We start from the raw sequence: 17,897 nt of genomic DNA, 5'->3' as shown, positions 1-17,897 counted from the left end.
CTTCTACAACTGATTGTTCTTCTTCAATCGCTGCTTCTTCTACAACTGATTGTTCTTCTTCAATCGTTGCTTCTTCTACAACTGATTGTTCTTCTTCAATCGCTGCTTCTTCTACAACTGATTGTTCTTCTTCAATCGTTGCTTCTTCTGCAATTAAAACGTCCGCAAAGCTTTGAACATCTTTTTTCGTTTGTTCATCAGCTTCAGCAACATGTATGAATTCATTCTTTTGTTCAATTGCTTCATTTAACACCATTTCTTGCTGCGTTTCCTCAAGTACTACAGGTTCGGCTTCTTCTGGTGCTTTTGTTTCCGCAATTACTTCCACTTCTTCTGACTCTTCTGCTTCCGCAATTACTTCCACTTCTTCTGACTCTTCCGCTTCCGCAATTACTTCCACTTCTTCTGACTCTTCTGTTTCTGCAATTACTTCCACTTCTTCTGACTCTTCTGTTTCTGCAATTACTTCCATTTCTTCTGATTCTTCTGCTTCCGCAATTACTTCCACTTCTTCTGATTCTTCTGTTTCTGTAATTACGTCTACCTCTTCAAATTCTTCTGGTATCTCCACAATGATTGTTTCTTCAAGCTTTTCTTCTGCTTTGACAATCACTGATTCTTCTGGAGCTTGCTTTTCTACTTCAATAGTAGGTTGTTCTATTTCTGTATTACGTTTCATTTCTTCTGATAATATTGTATCCTCGTGCTCTACTTTAGAAGCTAATGATTCTGTTTGTAGAACATTTTCTACCACTACATCTTTTTCTTGCTTCGCATCTTCCATACGCTCAGCAATTGTTTCATGAAGTAATTCAGCCGCTGGAACTTCCTGCGGTGCACTCATTTCTTGAGCCACTTCTTTTTCTTCTACTATAGGCTCTTGGCGTTCGATTTCATAACCGTTTTTCTCTAGCCATTGATCAACAACTGACTTTTCTTCCTTTTTACTCTGTTGATCTTGCTCATCAACTCTTTCATGACTGGAAGAAGTCGGTATTTGCCCTTCTGAGAAATCAGATAATGTATATCCTTTTTTCTCTAGCCATGCATCAACGACTGATTTGCCCTCTACAGATATTTCAAGGTCTTCTCTTTCCTTTACTTCCTCCTGCTTTTCTTCCTTTTTCTCTACTGAAGGACGATTATATCCGTAAATTGGCGAAATCATTTCTGTTGGACGAAATGGTCTACGGTTACTTTCTTGCGCTGGTGTAGATGCTTTCTTTACGACAGGCTCTCGCTCCGGTTCATATTGCATTTCCGGCTCTTCATATGTAGAAACTACCTTCTCCACATGCTGTCGTCTGCTTCTTTCCACTTTGATTCCTCTTTGAATAGGCTGATTTTCATACGTTACAGCTTGAACAGGTTGTTCTTCAAAACGCCCTGTTTCTATAACATCCTCTTCATCGAACCCATTATCCGGTACTAATGGAAAACGGCATTTACCTGCATTCCTACTTGCCATTTGTGCTTCTCTTGCTTCGGTGTAGTGGTTTACACGAGGAATTTTCGGCTGACTTTCAACTTGCTTTTGTACTTCTTTATTCATCGCTGTTTGTTCTTCCTCTTTGTTAAACAGCTTTTTCATCCAATCTAACATGCTTACCACTCTTTCTACTAAATAGTAACATCCTTTATTGTATCAGCATTCGGCAAAAAGTGCAGGTAAAATTAAGCATGTCATATTTATCCATAATATTCTAATTTACGAGTGTTTTCATATAGAAAAACGCATTCTTACATGTAAGAATGCGTTTAAGCTTTACTCTTCCGATATTCATCTACACTATCCGTTACACTTTGCACCGGTCTCAAAGTTTTTTATAATTGTTTTATAATCTCATCCATATTTCCAATATAAACTGGCTGCCATTTTTCTGTACCACGTTCTGCAGTATAAACTGGATAAGCGTCATCATCTATATTTACGAAAACTGGATCGCCCATATCCGTTTCATATCCAATTGTAATCCATCCTTCTTGCCACTTTCCGTTTTCTTCACTAATTAATGAATTTTTATGTTTATCATATCGATAACCGATTTGTCCTTTTTCTAATTCATTTTCACTAAACAAATAGATTTCATAAGTACCTAACTCGATATCTTGCTGTTTTGAAGTTTCAATTCGTTTCAGAAGTTCTGCGATTTTTGGTTGTTGTTTCATGCGTCTATCCCCTTCTATTTTTCTAAATTTTAACTATTTTGTTTATAAAACACAATATAGATTTTAAGAAAAAAGGTGACATCCTTATGAATATGAACGATTTTCTACATAAATCTATCACAACTCACAATATATCAAAGATTCAATAGAAAAGAGAGGCTGCCCAAAAGGACAACCTCTCTTTTCTTATACCAATTAAAATTTAAACTCTTGTCCAACTTCAAAGCTATCTTCTAATACAAGAATACCTTTTTCTTGTGGAGCATCTGGAAGCTCTAATTCACGTGCTGAACAAATCATTCCAGCAGAAGGAACTCCGCGAAGCTCAGCTGGCTTGATTAACATACCGCTTGGCATTACAGCGCCGATTTTTGCAACGACAACTTTTTGTCCTGCATCAACGTTTGGTGCACCACATACGATTTGTAATGTTTCTGTACCGATTTCTACTTTACAGATGTTTAACTTATCAGCATTTGGATGCTTTTCTTTTTCAGCTACATAGCCTACAACAAATTTTGGAGAAAGATCTGCTTCTACTGTTTCTTCAAAGCCGTTCTTCGCTAAAATTTCGTTGATTTTTTCTACAAGCTCTTTCGTTAATGTAAGGTTACCTGTTTCTTTTACTTCTAAGTAAGAAGATGCATGAAAGATGTTGAATCCTGCTGTTTCGTTGCTTTCACGGTCATATACGCGTGCAACATCTCCTTTGCGATCAAAAGTACGGTTCTCTAAAGTAATATCTTGTAAGGCAACAATTAGAGTGTCACCAATTCCTTCAAGGTTGTAAAAAACGTTCACTTCGTTCATCCTTTCTCTTTTCCATCTGTCTTCTTCCGATTCTTCGCTAAAATAAAGATTGGTTCAAAGTCCCCATCTTCATATACGAATGAAAGTGATGTAATCGGAACATGCCCTTCGGCAAAAAATTTCATTGTCATTTGTGCAATAATATCATAACCGATTTCGTTGACGATATCAGCAATAATTAATACATCTTGGTGAGGAACAGCAACAACCATGTCGCCAGAAATCTTTTCGCGCATCGATTGTAGTAACGATTCGTTTAAAATACGAGTCGCATCATACCCATCATTTGTGTTTAAAAAGTAGAATGTATTACCTGCTACTGTGTCTTGTTTAAATTCATAACCTAATGAGCGAGCGTTGAATAATGCCATTTCACGTACTTGTTGCTCTGTAAGCCCTAATTTTTGTAATAAACGCTCGTCAATGAGACGATATGTTTTATTCGAATCTAGCGCATAGTAAATACGTGTTTCCGCCGTATGATCCGTCATAATGAACGGATTTCCTTCTTCTGCTTGTTTCGGGAAAGAAGTAGAGCGAATAACAGGTAAAATTTTCGCCGCGCTATTTTCTTCCTTATGCATCGCAATTAACGCTTCTTGTACGTAATAGGCAACCTCTTCAATCGCCTTTTCTTTATTCACTTCCCATTTTGCTACAACTCCTGGAAGCGATACGTTAATACCTTTTTTTGAGTCTTTCTGTTCTATACGTAGAACTTCTTTCTCACTATCATACTGAAAGTCCCATTCCGGACGAGATAATCTCTTCATTAACTCGTCTTTCATCTTTTTACTTGTCATCTTCATCTCTTTTTCCTCCCTTCCAAAAAAATAACCTCCCCCGCGAAGGTAGAGGTTGTTTTACAATTCAATTGGCAAATTGCCTTATTTTAAACCTTCAATGAACTCTTCGATTTGTTCTTGTGTTTTACGATCTTTGTTTACATAGCGACCTGTTTCTTCACCTTTATTGTACGCTACAAAGCTCGGAATGCCAAATACGTCTAATTTTACGCATAGATCAATAAACTCATCACGATCTACATAGTAAAATGAGAAATCACTATATTTCTCTTCTACTTCTGGCATAAATGGATCTACGAAGCGGCAGTCTGGACACCATTCTGCTGAGAACATAAAGATTACATTCTCTTCATTTTTTAACTCTTGGAATTGCTCCATGCTTTCTAATGATTTCATCTATATTTCCTCCTCTAACGAGTGCATTTTTTCATGTTATAATCTTTCTTTTATACTACCATACATCGCGCACGGTGCAAGGTTTATGCTTGCTTTTCATCATACTTATATTGCCCAACAAGTAACTTAACAACGTGTACAAATAATTCCGTACGGTCCACATAATCATCCGTAAAAATACCGATAGCCCCTTCATGACTACGAATATCTTTTCTCTGTACAAACTCTTCCATCACTTCACTTAACTCCTTACCACCTTCAAGAGGTGCTAAAAAATCATCTGGTAACGTAATACGTGCCCCGCCGGCAACGAATGTTTTACCATCACTTGTTGCTAGCGCACCCCAATTACACATAAATAAACCGTGCTCTGTTTTCATTACGCCGCCTTCTAGTCCAATGCCAATTTGAGCTTCCCCTTCCTCTAGTGCTCGCTTCGCTCTATTGATCGCTCCTTGCATCGTCTCTTCATCTGAAAATGGCTGGTTTGCTACCCCTGAAGGAACAGAAAGAGATGTAATTGTAGCATCTTTCCAAACCTTCTCCACAGCTCCAACCTTCGTTTTATTCTTAGATCCAACTACTACTTTCATTTCATTCACCTCTATAAAAATTTATCATTTTCCCTTAATCAAATTGTTCTTTATACACGGATGCACGGCCACCACACATCGCTTGTTTGTCTCTTCACTCTAAAAAAGAAGAGTTTTTCTCACAACATTGCGGACCTCGAACCAAAAAGCAACCTTACTCTCACTTCCTACCCGAGGTTTTAATCCCCCGTGCAAGAATCAATTAAGCACTAACCGCTACCATACATCGCTCAAGCATCTATTCAACCTAAAAAAAGAAGGGTTTTTCGCCCTTCTTCTCTACGCGTTATTCTTAATTGTCTCTAACGTCGTTTTATCCGTTGCTCTTACAAGCTTCGTAATTAGCTCTTTTGCTGCCGCATAATCATCCACATGTAAAATAGAAGCATGTGTATGAATGTAACGTGCGCAAACACCAATTACTGCTGATGGGATACCTGAGTTACTTGTATGTACACGGCCCGCATCTGTACCACCTTGCGAAATAAAGTATTGGTACGGAATGTTATGTGTTTCTGCTGTATCTAAAATGAATTCGCGCATTCCTCTATGCGTTACCATCGTACGGTCATAGATACGAAGAAGAGCACCTTTTCCTAATTGACCGAACTGTGTTTTATCACCAGATGCATCGTTAGCTGGGCTTGCATCAAGCGCATAGAAAATGTCTGGTTGAATCATATTTGCAGCAGTTTGTGCACCGCGAAGACCAACTTCTTCTTGTACAGTCGCACCAGAGTATAATGTGTTTGGTAATGTTTCGTCTTTTAATTCTTTTAATAATTCGATTGCAAGGCCACATCCGTAACGGTTGTCCCAAGCTTTCGCCATAATTTTCTTTTCGTTTGCCATCGGCGTAAACGGGCAGATTGGCACGATTTGTTGTCCTGGTTTTACACCAATCTCAATCGCATCTTCATAGCTATCTGCGCCTATATCAATTAACATATTTTTTATATCCATCGGTTTTGCACGTTGCGCGTCACTTAATAAATGAGGAGGAATAGAACCAACAACCCCAATAACAGGGCCATTCTTCGTCATAACTTGAACGCGCTGAGCTAATAGTACTTGGCTCCACCAGCCGCCTAAAGGTTGAAAACGAAGCATTCCGTTTTTCGTAATTTGCGTAACCATGAAACCTACTTCATCCATATGACCTGCTACAAGAACACGCGGGCCAGTTTCATCCCCTTTTTTCAGACCAAATACGCTACCTAAACCGTCTTGTACAATTTCATCTGCATATTTGCTTAATTCTTGCTTCATAAAACGGCGTACATCATGTTCGAAACCTGATGCACCTTGTAATTCTGTTAACGTACGAAATAATTGTAATGTCTCTTTATTCACGAAGTCCCCTTCTTTCAAACCTTAGTAGAATACCTCTTTTATTGTAACGAAATTTTCGAAATGTTTCTAGTTTCTTCTTTTTTAGCTGTATTTGCTTTATAATTATTATCGGTACACTATTTTTATTTTATAGAATTGAGGTGAATATATGAGCTGGAAAGGTTTAGTAGCAGGTCTTGGCGTTGGTTTCGCAGCTGGTTATCTTGTTGCAAACAAAGTACAAGAACAATCCCATATTTCTTCAGAAAAAGCATTGAAAATGGTAAAACAAGCATTAAGTCATAAAGGTGAAATTACTGGCTCTTGGGTACATATGGTTCCAGAGACATTTGAAAAATATGATGTCGCGTATGAAGTGTATCGCGGCGGTCTTACAACGATGTTAAATGATATACAAGAACGATTTGAATTTTTAGTTGATGCTAAAACAGGTACTGTTTTAGAGGTTATAGCAGCATAAACAGGAGGGTTCCCATTAGGTGAACCTCTTATTTTTTAATCGTGGATAGTAATTGAAATTATATCGGCGATTTTTCGAATATATCGACTGCAACTCCAAATATATCAGCGATTTTTCAAATATATCGACCGTAACTCAAATTATATCAGCGATTTTTCAAATATATCGACTTACCAACAAAAAAACGACAACAAAAAGGAGACTGCTCCAACAGACTGCTGGAACACCCTCCCATTTTTATGCTTCTATACCCGTTTTCCGTTCTATTTTTTCTACGATATGACCTTCCTCATTCCACTTTACTGCGCGATAATACGCGTCATGATAAAAAGTGAACCAAGCATCGTTTTCAGCGCCATACTTCATCCACTTTTGCTTATTTTCAATGGATGTCATCGGATAATCATCATAAGCCATTACCCATAATACATTTTGATGGGCGTGCGTCGGCAATAAGTCTGCTAAATGCAGCATTGTTTCTCCTTTGCTTTCTAAAGCGATAACTGCATGTCCATCACTATGACCGCCTGTATGTGCCATTTTTATTTCATCTGTAATTTCTATTTCTTGCTGAAACGTAATAACTTGGTCTACAATCGGCTCCCAATTTTCCTTCCAATATGTATTACGGGATCTAATATTTGGGTTCCTCATTTCATTCCACTCTGTTTCGCTTACGTAAACTTTCGCATTCGGAAAAGCTGGCACAAGGTGATCCCCTTCCCATTTTGTTAAGCCGGATGCATGATCAAAATGAAGATGCGTCATTAAAACGCAGTGGATATCCTCAGGCTTTAATCCTAATTTTTCTAATGACTCATAAACCGATGATTCTTCTGTTACACCTTGGTTTCGCTTCATTTTCTCACTCAATTTACCGTTTCCTATTCCGGAATCAATGAGCATGTTGCCATCTTTCGTTTGTAAAAGTAACGGATCTGTTCGTAAATAAATATGATTTGTATCATTATGTTTATATTTACGTGACCAAAGTACTTTCGGCACAACGCCAAACATTGCTCCTCCGTCTAAATGTGTGTTCCCACCTTTTAGCCAAGTCACTTTTATATCTCCAACTTGTAACTGTTCCATTTTTCATCCCCCTTTTCTTTTAATACTAACATAAAATTCTGATTATTTTAGATACAAAAAACCTATGCATTACTGCATAGGCTCTGTACGATATTTTGCTTCTACTCGGTAAATGCGATGACCTTTACTAGAGAATTTCTCTTCGTACTCAGTCATAATGTTACCTTCAAAGTCACTGTTATGAAGATCTAAGCTTAAGTAAGTTAGTAACATACCATACTCCGCCATACTCATAAGAGAATATTCAAATAAACCTTGGTTATCTGTTTTGAAATGAATTTCTCCGCCTTCTACTAGCACTTCTTCATAATTGCGTAAAAACGTTTTATACGTTAAACGACGCTTCGTATGACGTTTCTTTGGCCATGGATCTGAGAAGTTTAAATAAACGCGATCAATCTCACCTTTTGCAAAGAAAACTGTTAAATCTTCAGCATCTTTATTAATTAATTTCAAGTTCGGTAATTCTTCTTCAATTAATTTATCAAGTGCATCTACAACAACACTTGTGAATTTTTCAATTCCAATATAATTAATATGGGGATTCGCTTTTGCCATATCATACATAAAGCGGCCACGACCTGTACCTACTTCGATGTGAATGGGTTGCTCATTTCCAAATACTTCTTTCCAGTTACCAGCGCGCTCCTCTGGATTTCCGATTACGATATGTGAATACTCATTAATTCGATCCATTGCATATGGTTTATGTCTTAAACGCATAGATGTTTCCCTCTCTTTACATAGCTATTTTAAAGGAATAATTCCTTCTTTCTGTTTTTAATCAATCTACCAAACAAAAAACCAAGTACGTACGAGCACTCGGTCCGTTTCTTTCAAGTATAAGATGTACCATTTTGATAAAAACTACATACAGCATTAAACATTCCATGACGAAACAGCTTTTTCTCTTACTTTTCTAAGAAGAGAAAAACAATCGAAAGGATGATCCGTTCATGCCAATTAATCAACAACATCAATTAGAAGTGCTGAAAGATATTTTAGTCAATCACCAAAGTGATTGTTGCGGGACAGTTTCTGAATGCGAGCAATTAGAGCGTCTCATTCAATCGTTACTCGCAAACGATAATATAAGTAGTGACGCTAAAGCAATGCTAAACGATGTATATTCTTATAGTCAATCGGGTAAATCTTCCTCTAATTTGGACAACCACATTTCCAATAATCAAGAACAACTTACTCAGTGGATTGCTGGAATGGACAATTTTTCTTAAGTATTACTCTGAAGCAAGTAGTTGCTGTAAATATTGATGCCAATATTCAGCTTCTGCTTGCTGCTTTTTTGTTGTATGCCATTGAATAGACAAAATCGTTTGTGTTATCACATACCATCTCATACGTTTAAGCAGCGATTCATCCATTTCAATATCATAGTAACCGAGCCACTCACTCCATTCTTGGCGCGGAATGTACCAATATAATAACATACCGAGGTCTAGAGCTGGGTCAGCAATTACAGCTCCATCCCAATCAATTAAAAACAACTCATCTTCATCCGACAATAGCCAATTGTTATGGTTTACATCACAATGGCATACAACGAATTCATTGTATTCAATATCCTTTAATGAATCCATTAAATATTGAAGACCTTGCTGAATTGTTTCCTCATCCCTTATATCTCCTCTTAAAACGAGTTGCAGCTGTTGTAATAACTCTTGTGCGTGAAGCGGCTGCTTCCCAAGTCTTTGAATCATCTGCACGAGTGCTTTAGAGGAGTGTATTTTTTTCAAAAGTTTCGCAACACGTTCTAGTTTCATATCCTCTGGCTCTAGCTTCTGTCCCGGAAGCCATTTTTGAGCAGAAATTACATCACCGTTCGTTACCCTTCTTGTCCAAAGTAATTTTGGAACAATTCCTTCTGCTGACAATACCGCTAAAAAGGGCGATGTATTCCGCTTTAAAAATAACTTCTGTTGTCCGTTGTGCGCAATATATGCATCGCCCGTTACTCCACCAGCCGGTACAAGACTCCACTCTTTTCCTAATAATTGTTCCAACCATTCCATATTCATTACCCGTTAACAAATCCTTATCTTTTATAGTTATGAAAAGAAAAACCGCAACATTTCTACACATGTTGTGGATTCATATATATTTTACTGTAAATGAAAAGAAAACTTGGCATAAGCCAAAAACTCTCTATTTTATTTTACAAAACCAGCCATAGAATGACAACTTATCAAAATCGTCACCTTTGTCAATTCTACATTTATTACATTCTCATCGTCAAGTAGCGATTTGTCACATTATCGTCAATATATACGTGCTAATCGGAGCGAGCCTAAGTTCCTTTCCTCTAAATGAAGAAATTGGCTCTATTTTAGCTTGCTTTTCGTTTACTAACACATGCCACGTTTCTTCTTTCGGAAGTTGCACCGTTTTCGCTTCTAAACTGCTATTAAATAAAACGACAATTTCTTTCCACGGTCCAAACGACTCTACATGCTCTAAATGATATGCAAGTACTTCTGGAGATGTTTGCAAAAAAGTCATGTGCTTTTTTATAAGGTCTGCATTTTGTAACCGGAATGCTCCGTGCTCTTTACGAATCGCAATTAAACCTTTTATATAGTTAACGGTCTCTATCTCTTTCTCTTTTCGATCCCAATCTAATTGATTAATTTCATCATTTGCATTATAACTATTTTCATTTCCTTGCTTCGTACGATAAAACTCTTGCCCAGCATGTAAGAAAGGGATGCCTTGCGACAGAATCACCATTGCAGTTGCTAGCAGATGACGTTTTTTCAAAATCTCTTCCGACTCTTCATTACTGCGCATTAGTTTATCCCACATCGTCATATTGTCATGACATTCTACATAGTTAATGCTTTGCACAGGCTCTAGAAACAAACCTGTTTCTTTCATACTCAAAAGGCTTCCTGATGCAATATACTGCAAATGATTACAGTCTACATACCCACCAAATGCAAAACCACGTTTATTTATATGAAAGGTACTCCCTTTTATCCCATCACGAAATTGATCATTAAATTGCGCAATATGCGGCATTTTCTTTGCATTATTTAACGTTGCCTTTTCCTCTGGAGGAAGTGGTGTTTGTAGATCCCATCCTTCTCCTAATAGCAGTGCATCTCGCTTTATTTTTCGCACTTCTTTTTCTATTATATTTATTGTATCAACATCTAAAATTCCCATTAAGTCGAACCGGAATCCATCAACATTGTACTCTGTAAGCCAATATAAAATAGACTCTACAATGAATTTCCTCATCATTTTCCGTTCAGATGCTATGTCATTTCCGACTCCCGTCCCATTAGAAGGCATACCATTTTCACCATGACGAAAATAATATCCTGGGACAAGCTTTTCAAATGATGAGAGCTCTCTTTCATACACATGATTATAGACAACATCTATAATCACTCTAATACCGTGCTCATGAAATGTTTCAATTAACTGTTTACACTCTACGATCCTGTTATACGGGTCAGAGGGATTTGTAGCATAATATCCTGTTGGCGCATTGTAATATAATGGATTGTAACCCCAATTATAGGCAGAAGAAGGGTTTGCCTCATCTACACCACCGAAACAGTATAAAGGTAATAGTTCAACATGTGTAACACCTAAATCTTTTATATGAGACAAACCTGTTAACGTCCCATTTCGCCCTGTCGTTCCTTCTTCCATTAGTCCCTTATATGTTCCTTTTTTACTCACTCCACTGCCCGGATGAATAGTAGCATCACGAATATGCAGTTCATACAATATGGCATCTGTCATTGCTTGTAATGGTGGTAATTGCCCTCGCTTCGTTACATTCGTCTTTTCCAAATCAATAACAACGCCGTACTTCCCATTTACAGTCACTGATTTTGCATAAGGATCCACAGCTTCGTTCCATATTAAATTAATACAAACAAGAAATGTATACTTTTCCCCGGCTAAATCGCCTTGCAATGTATGAGCCCAAACTCCATTTTCTTCTCTGTACATTTCGTAATCTGTATATTCTTTATCACTTTTATAAATTCTTACTTTCGCAAGCCTCGCAGTTGGAGCCCATACTTTAAATGTAGTTGCTTCCTTTTGGTGTACTGCCCCTAAATCTGTACCTTCGTAATAATACTTCTCATCGAAAATCGCTGTTCTTATGACAGCACCTATTTGTAAATCTGTTTCTTCATTCCGTTCATCTCGTACTGTATAATACTTCCCCACATCTAGCGGCTCTTCTATAAAGCACTCATACTTCGTTGCATCAGGAAGCGCAATTGTATGAGCAATCGGTAAATCTTTCACGTTACTTCCTTCTTGCAAACGAAATGTCCGACTTGTTCCATACGCATGTGGGAGCAAAATTGTAATTTTATTCATTTCATCTAAATAGGCATCAAATGGACGTTTTACTTTCAACATAAAAAAATCACCATCATTCTTAAAGTTAAAATGAAACGAGCTGCAAATGATAAGGCTTTTCTTATCAGCGAAGCCCTATACAGTAACACATTGTTCTTTATAGTATATTCACCTGTATAAAAAACGTTTTCATACATTCTATTTTTGTAATTTTATTTCAGCAATTGCTTTATATTTCGGTGTCTCCTTCACGTGAGATTCGTATAAAGTAATCGTATCCGCTTGAAATGATATTTCAGGCACTTCCTTTATATGTTCTAAATCAAACTTTTCTTCTCCTACCCATTTACGTGCAACAGTAATATGCGGATGATATGGGCGCGTTTCTAAAGAAAATCTATTCTCTTCACACATAACGTGTACTTGCTTTTGCAATTGAAACAAATCTTGATTTTCGCTTACCTTTGCCCAAAAAATACGCGGCCTGTCTTCCATACCAAACGTTGAAAACCCTTGTAATGTGAACGATAGTTCTTTCATTTCTATAAGTGTTTGTAATCCATTCTTTATTCCTTCTAATTGTTCCTCTGTCGCACTACCTAAAAACGAAAGGGTAATATGATAGTCTTCTTTATGTACCCATGAACGAAAGGGTAATTCCTCTTGCATTTCCTCTTTATAGTTAGACAGCACTTCTTTTATATGATTTGGTAACGTAATTGCGACAAAATAATGCAGTTCCATGTACATCTTCTCCTTCTTTCTATTGTTGCTTTTCTTTCTTATCTCATTCCATTAACTTCCCTACAAGTCTAACCAAGTTCAGGTCGTATTAATAAAGTGAAACTTTAATCAGTGGGGGTTTTCTCCATCCCCCACTGATTATCAGCCCTCACCAATCGGACTTTTATGGGCAGTTGATCCCCCCACCTAAATTCTTTGCTTTCGCTGAATTTTGAGATGGGGGTCTTACTGCCCATTAAAGCGGGATAGATGAAATGATATCGACATTTCGACAAGGAGCATCTGCTTACCAACAAACGGCACGTAATAGAAAACCGTCCCAAAGTATGTATCGGGACGGTCTTTTATTATTTATATATCCATTACTTCGCTAATTCATAAATTGCTTGCGCGTAAATTGCTGTTGCCTTTAATAAGTCTTCAATTTCAATATACTCATCTTTTTGATGCGCAAGTTCTTCTTTTCCAGGGAACAATGGGCCAAATGCAACACCAGCTTTTAACGAACGAGCGTAAGTACCGCCGCCAATTGCTAATAGCTCTGCTTTTTCACCTGTTTGTTCTTCATATACACGTTGCAACGTACGAATTAATACATGATCTTTATCAACATGATGCGGGCGAGAGTTCGAATAATCCGCCACTTCAAATCCATGAGTACCTACATATTCTTTTAACTTTGCAATCGTTTCTTCAAAGTTAGTCGTAACTGGGTAACGTACGTTTAATCCTAAATTGCCACCATTTTCTTTCGCATAAGAAAGGCGACCAACATTCACTGTTAACGGACCACTAACCTCATCTTTATAAGCGATAGTAGCCTTTTCACCATAAATATCACCAATAAATGTTTCTGCTACAAATGTTGCAAACGAAGCCCCTTTTCCATCAAGAGCAACTTTCGTTAAGAAGTTTGCCAGTAATAAACCTGCATTCTCGCCCTTCTCTGGAGTAGATCCGTGAGCTGAAACCCCTTTAATTTGCAACGTTACTGTATTACCTTCTACAATTGCTTCACCTATTTTTTTAGCAGTTTGTAAATACTCTTCATATGCTACTGTAAGTGCACTTACATCCCCTCCTGTAACAACCGCTTCTGCAAAATCAGGAACCATATTTAAACGGCGACCTGACTCAAATGAAACAAGTTCATATGTACCTTTCTTCTCTTCACTACCATTTTGCACAACTTGTATATCAGAAATTCCTTTTTCTGCATTAATAATTGGAAAGTCCGCGTCTGGCGCAAAACCGATTGTTGGCATTTCTTCGTTTTTAAAGTAGTGATCTACACATTTCCAATTACTTTCCTCATCTGTTCCTAAAATCATACGAACGCGTTTTGAAAGAGGTAATCCTAATTCTTTCACAATTTTCATCGCATAGTAAGCTGCCATCGTTGGGCCTTTATCGTCAATTGCACCACGTGCAAAAATCTTTCCATCACGAATATCTGCACTATATGCAGGAGTCGTCCAGCCATCGCCTTCTGGTACAACGTCAACGTGACAAAGAATACCTACTAATTCTTCTCCTTGTCCCATTTCAAGATGACCTGCATACCCTTCTAAATTTTTAGAAGTAAAGCCTTCCGTTTCTCCTTTATGTAACATGAACGATAAAGCTTTTTCTACACCTTCACCGAATGGTGCGCCCTCTTTCGCCGATTCTTCTTCCCATACACTTTTAATTTGTAAAAATTGTTGCGTATCACGAATTAAATCATCTTTTCGTTTTGCAACTTCTTCTGTCCAATTAATTGCTGACATCACGCATCCATCCTTCACTATATTGTTTCTTTCATCATAACAAACCGAAATCTCTTATGCCATATACGAAAACCAAATACCGAACAATTGTAATATTTCAGATATTTCTTATTAGTTTTTCTTTTATTTTTCTAAAAAAAATTGCAGGAATTTGGCGTTTTACGTAGAATTTTATGTGTTAGTTGACTGACCATATATACAATGTCAACTACCAATATTTTTCTATATGAATATTTGTTAAATTTCTGTAAAATTTAAGTAGATTAAAGCATGAATTTTATCATGTAGAGTACAATGGTAGTAACGACCTTCTTTCCTGAATGGGGTCAAAAAAACTAGTAGAGGAGTGGTTTTCTCTTGAAACCTACAACTACTCGTATGCTAACACGCATTAAATCAATTTATATGTACATCAATGAAAACGGAACGGTAACGACGAAAGACCTTGTAGATGAGTTCGGGATCACACCGCGAACGATACAACGTGATCTAAATGTGTTGCAGTTTAATGAACTCGTGTATAGCCCTTGCCGCGGTAAGTGGACAACAACAGGAAAGAAAGTGAGAATGACCTCATAACGAAAAATAATTGTATGTAAATAAATACATACCCCTTTCTAACTCATTAGAAAGGGGTCTTTTCTGCGCCTAAAAATAGTACTATTTCTCAGTATCTACTTGATATGTTTTTAACATCTCTACTTCTTCATCTGTTAGCTCTCGGTATTGTCCAAGTTCTAGCTCTTCATCTAACACTAACGGCCCCATCTCTGTTCTCTTTAGGTAGACTACTTTTTTCCCTACCGCTTCAAACATACGCTTCACTTGATGGAATTTTCCTTCTGTAATGACAAGCTCGATTTCAGAAATATCATCGCTTTTTAATATTGTAAGTGCACCTGGCTTTGTTTCATAGCCATCATCTAAAATAACACCTTTAGCAAACTCTTTTACATCCTCTTCTGTTACTACGCCTGCAACGTGTGCATAATATTTTTTCGGCACATGCTTTTTCGGAGATAACAATTGATGTGATAACTTCCCGTCATTTGTTATTAATAAGAAACCTTCTGTATCAATATCAAGTCTTCCCACTGGGAACGGATTAAAAATCGCATCTTCTAACTCTAATAAATCTATTACTGTTTCATGATTATCATCTTCTGTCGCTGAAATAACGCCTTGTGGTTTATGCATCATTAAGTAAACAAACTCTTTATATTCCACAACTTCACCGTGAATCATAACTTCTTGTTCTTCTACATTTACATGAACCTTTGCATCTTTCACTGATATGCCATCAATTTTTACAACGCCGTCTTTCAATAATTTCTTTACTTCTTTTCTACTTCCATATCCCATATTCGCTAATAATTTATCTAATCTCACGTTCTTCACCTTCTTTATTTATCATAGAAAAGGGGACGTAATTACGCCCCTTTTGATTTCAACTTTATTTTGAATCTATTGCCAAGTTTACGCTGGATTTTCTCTAACGCTTCTCCGCCGAATACTCTTTCAAGTACTCCTGTGCGAATTGCTAACAATCCGTAAACAAGACCACCAATACCTGCACAAATCGCAACCGTAATAAGAGCGCCCATTCGGCCATCCGGTGAAATCATGAAGGATAGAATCCATTGTGATAATTTCACAGTAACGACCATTACAAGTGTTAATACTGCAATTTGGAATGTTCTCTTATATACAACACCGAATGAATAGTGTGCGTATTTTTTAATTTGTTGATTTGTGTACCAAACAGAGACTAGGAAACCAACAGCTGTTGCTAGAATCGCCCCTACTGTACCGAAATAACGAATAAAGATTACGTTACATACAAATTTCAAAATAACACCCATTATCAGTGCGATAATCGCATGCTTTTGTTGGTTAATACCTTGCAGAATTGCCGCTGTTACTGTAAATAAAGCAAATAACAACGCAACCGGTGCATACCACATTAATACTTGTCCACCTAATGGATCTGAATCGTAAAATGCAGTATAAATCGGATAGGCAAGTGATGAAATACCGACAACCGCTGGCAACGTTAAGAACATATTTGCCTGGAATGTTTGTGTAATTTGTAACTTTAAATAACGGTATTGCTTTTCAGTAAATGATTTTGTAATCGCTGGTACGAGCGTTAAACTAAACGCTGTCGCAAGTGATACAGGAATCATAATTAATTTATGCGTCCACATTGTGAAAATACCGAGCGCTCGCTCTGCAATATCTCCTTGACCAATCGCTTGCATAATTGAGTTAAATGTCAATGTATCAATTTGTTGATATAAAGGAATTGTTAACCCAATTACAACGTAAGGAATCGCATATGCAAATAATTCTTTAAATAATTGAACAGTACTCACTGTCGATTCTGGTGCAGTTTGTTCAATTAAATATTGATCCAAATGTTTTTTACGTTTTAGCCAGTACCAAATGAGTACACCGAGCGCTCCAACTGCTGAAACGAATGCAGCAAATGTCGCTACCCCAACTGCTGTTGCAACTGTACCGCCAAGTACTTTAATAACGATAAAACTACCCGCTAATAAAAAGACGATACGAATAATTTGTTCAATAATTTGCGAGACAGTAGTTGGTCCCATCGATTGGTGACCTTGGAAATAACCACGAATTAAACTCGCTGCCGGTACAACAATAAGCGCAAAACTTACAAGACGAATAATCGTCGTAACTTCTCCTATATTACTGTGTACACTTTGTTTACCAAGCATTGCTTCTGCAAACAACGGCGCCGTCATGTACAGTACTAGGAATGAAAGAACTCCTGTTACTATCATCATAACCATTCCCGAGCGGAACATTCTCCGGCTCGTTTTATAATCGCCAAGCGCATTATATTTGGAAACGAATTTTGAAACAGCAAGTGGCACCCCTGCCGTTGCAATACTTAAAAAGATCGTATATGGAATGTATCCATATGTATAGAGCGTTCCGCCTTCTGTCCCTACTAATGCATGAAACGGAAAGACGTAAATCATGCCTAAGAACTTCACTAAAAATGTCCCTAACGTAACGATAAGCGTTCCGCGCAGAAATTTCGAATCGGACATACAAAAATCCTCCTACATCTACATAAAGTGAAACTTTAATCAGTGGGGTGTTCTTCCCCACTGATTATTAGCCCCCACCAATCGGGCATTTAGGGGCAGTTAATCTCCCACCTACTTCTTTGACCTAAGCAAACTTTAAGGTGGGAGTCTTACTGCCCGTTAATGCGGGGTAAAGTGAAACTATAATAAATTGAACTATTCGAGCATTCGAGAACTATTAGACTTCCCCTAACTCATAAGGTTTTAGTCCTATGGCCCACAAATAGCAGGATAGT

Annotated in this window: 17 protein-coding genes and 1 pseudogene; 3 read left to right on the top strand and 15 right to left on the bottom strand. The window is 37.4% G+C overall.

Translation table 11 applies throughout. The annotated features are described in order from the left end of the window. The 7 genes and pseudogenes from PDK19_RS25860 to PDK19_RS25830 all read right to left on the bottom strand — a co-directional run. A pseudogene (locus tag PDK19_RS25860) lies at window positions 1-1,603 on the bottom strand (DNA translocase FtsK); the annotation flags it as partial. Between the two features lie 221 nt (window positions 1,604-1,824). Further along, window positions 1,825-2,169: a hypothetical protein gene (locus tag PDK19_RS25855; RefSeq protein WP_000813334.1), complete on the bottom strand. Its 345-nt coding sequence runs from the start codon at window positions 2,167-2,169 to the stop codon at window positions 1,825-1,827. Window positions 2,170-2,364: 195 nt separating this feature from the next. Further along, complete coding sequence (gene ytpR, locus PDK19_RS25850; RefSeq protein WP_001006757.1) at window positions 2,365-2,979, bottom strand: YtpR family tRNA-binding protein; 615 nt, start codon at window positions 2,977-2,979, stop codon at window positions 2,365-2,367. Continuing rightward, entirely contained in the window at window positions 2,976-3,788 is an 813-nt protein-coding gene (locus PDK19_RS25845) for a DUF1444 domain-containing protein (RefSeq protein WP_000784613.1), read from the bottom strand. Before PDK19_RS25845 ends, ytpR begins: the two co-directional genes overlap by 4 nt. A gap of 78 nt (window positions 3,789-3,866) precedes the next feature. Beyond that, window positions 3,867-4,181 (bottom strand): thioredoxin family protein, encoded by a 315-nt coding sequence (locus PDK19_RS25840; protein ID WP_000838188.1) that lies wholly within the window; start codon window positions 4,179-4,181, stop codon window positions 3,867-3,869. 83 nt (window positions 4,182-4,264) lie between these two features. Continuing rightward, window positions 4,265-4,774: a DUF84 family protein gene (locus tag PDK19_RS25835; protein WP_000869955.1), complete on the bottom strand. Its 510-nt coding sequence runs from the start codon at window positions 4,772-4,774 to the stop codon at window positions 4,265-4,267. Between the two features lie 279 nt (window positions 4,775-5,053). Then, window positions 5,054-6,127 carry a M42 family metallopeptidase gene (locus tag PDK19_RS25830; RefSeq protein ID WP_001031510.1) on the bottom strand — a complete coding sequence of 358 codons (1,074 nt, stop codon included), beginning with the start codon at window positions 6,125-6,127 and terminating at the stop codon, window positions 5,054-5,056. A 148-nt stretch (window positions 6,128-6,275) separates the two neighbouring features. Here PDK19_RS25830 and PDK19_RS25825 point away from each other — a divergent pair, with 148 nt between their 5' ends. Further along, a complete protein-coding gene (locus PDK19_RS25825; RefSeq protein WP_000118543.1) occupies window positions 6,276-6,587 on the top strand; it encodes a PepSY domain-containing protein in 312 nt (103 codons plus the stop codon). 237 nt (window positions 6,588-6,824) lie between these two features. Here PDK19_RS25825 and PDK19_RS25820 read toward each other — a convergent pair whose 3' ends face one another. Beyond that, on the bottom strand, window positions 6,825-7,679 hold the full coding sequence (locus PDK19_RS25820; protein ID WP_000436883.1) for a YtnP family quorum-quenching lactonase: 855 nt from the start codon (window positions 7,677-7,679) through the stop codon (window positions 6,825-6,827). Between the two features lie 69 nt (window positions 7,680-7,748). After that, window positions 7,749-8,402, bottom strand: coding sequence for a tRNA (guanosine(46)-N7)-methyltransferase TrmB (trmB, locus tag PDK19_RS25815; protein WP_001239380.1), 654 nt, complete (start codon window positions 8,400-8,402; stop codon window positions 7,749-7,751). 233 nt (window positions 8,403-8,635) lie between these two features. Between trmB and PDK19_RS25810 the strand changes: the two genes are divergently transcribed. Further along, the gene (locus tag PDK19_RS25810) at window positions 8,636-8,914 is read left to right on the top strand and encodes a YtzH-like family protein (RefSeq protein ID WP_001122234.1); all 279 of its coding nucleotides are present in this window, start codon (window positions 8,636-8,638) and stop codon (window positions 8,912-8,914) included. 3 nt (window positions 8,915-8,917) lie between these two features. On the opposite strand, the gene PDK19_RS25805 is transcribed toward PDK19_RS25810, so the two are convergent. The 4 genes from PDK19_RS25805 to pepV form a co-directional block, all read right to left on the bottom strand. Further along, complete coding sequence (locus PDK19_RS25805) at window positions 8,918-9,715, bottom strand: phosphotransferase family protein (RefSeq protein WP_270708182.1); 798 nt, start codon at window positions 9,713-9,715, stop codon at window positions 8,918-8,920. Between the two features lie 229 nt (window positions 9,716-9,944). Further along, window positions 9,945-12,086 (bottom strand): type I pullulanase, encoded by a 2,142-nt coding sequence (pulA, locus tag PDK19_RS25800; RefSeq protein ID WP_270708180.1) that lies wholly within the window; start codon window positions 12,084-12,086, stop codon window positions 9,945-9,947. A gap of 138 nt (window positions 12,087-12,224) precedes the next feature. After that, the gene (thpR, locus tag PDK19_RS25795; RefSeq protein ID WP_270708179.1) at window positions 12,225-12,770 is read right to left on the bottom strand and encodes an RNA 2',3'-cyclic phosphodiesterase; all 546 of its coding nucleotides are present in this window, start codon (window positions 12,768-12,770) and stop codon (window positions 12,225-12,227) included. A gap of 362 nt (window positions 12,771-13,132) precedes the next feature. Further along, window positions 13,133-14,539 carry a dipeptidase PepV gene (gene pepV / locus PDK19_RS25790; protein WP_270708178.1) on the bottom strand — a complete coding sequence of 469 codons (1,407 nt, stop codon included), beginning with the start codon at window positions 14,537-14,539 and terminating at the stop codon, window positions 13,133-13,135. 357 nt (window positions 14,540-14,896) lie between these two features. Between pepV and PDK19_RS25785 the strand changes: the two genes are divergently transcribed. Further along, a complete protein-coding gene (locus PDK19_RS25785; RefSeq protein ID WP_000805512.1) occupies window positions 14,897-15,118 on the top strand; it encodes a DeoR family transcriptional regulator in 222 nt (73 codons plus the stop codon). An 81-nt stretch (window positions 15,119-15,199) separates the two neighbouring features. On the opposite strand, the gene PDK19_RS25780 is transcribed toward PDK19_RS25785, so the two are convergent. Together PDK19_RS25780 and PDK19_RS25775 are read right to left on the bottom strand one after the other, a co-directional pair. Next, window positions 15,200-15,928 carry a pseudouridine synthase gene (locus PDK19_RS25780; RefSeq protein ID WP_001234935.1) on the bottom strand — a complete coding sequence of 243 codons (729 nt, stop codon included), beginning with the start codon at window positions 15,926-15,928 and terminating at the stop codon, window positions 15,200-15,202. 41 nt (window positions 15,929-15,969) lie between these two features. Further along, window positions 15,970-17,622 carry a putative polysaccharide biosynthesis protein gene (locus PDK19_RS25775; protein ID WP_049110715.1) on the bottom strand — a complete coding sequence of 551 codons (1,653 nt, stop codon included), beginning with the start codon at window positions 17,620-17,622 and terminating at the stop codon, window positions 15,970-15,972. Between the last annotated feature and the right edge of the window lie 275 nt (window positions 17,623-17,897).

Source organism: Bacillus cereus group sp. BcHK124 (assembly GCF_027712065.1).
Taxonomy (GTDB): Bacteria; Bacillota; Bacilli; order Bacillales; family Bacillaceae_G; genus Bacillus_A; species Bacillus_A pacificus.
This window is presented reverse-complemented; position numbering and strand designations above follow the sequence as displayed.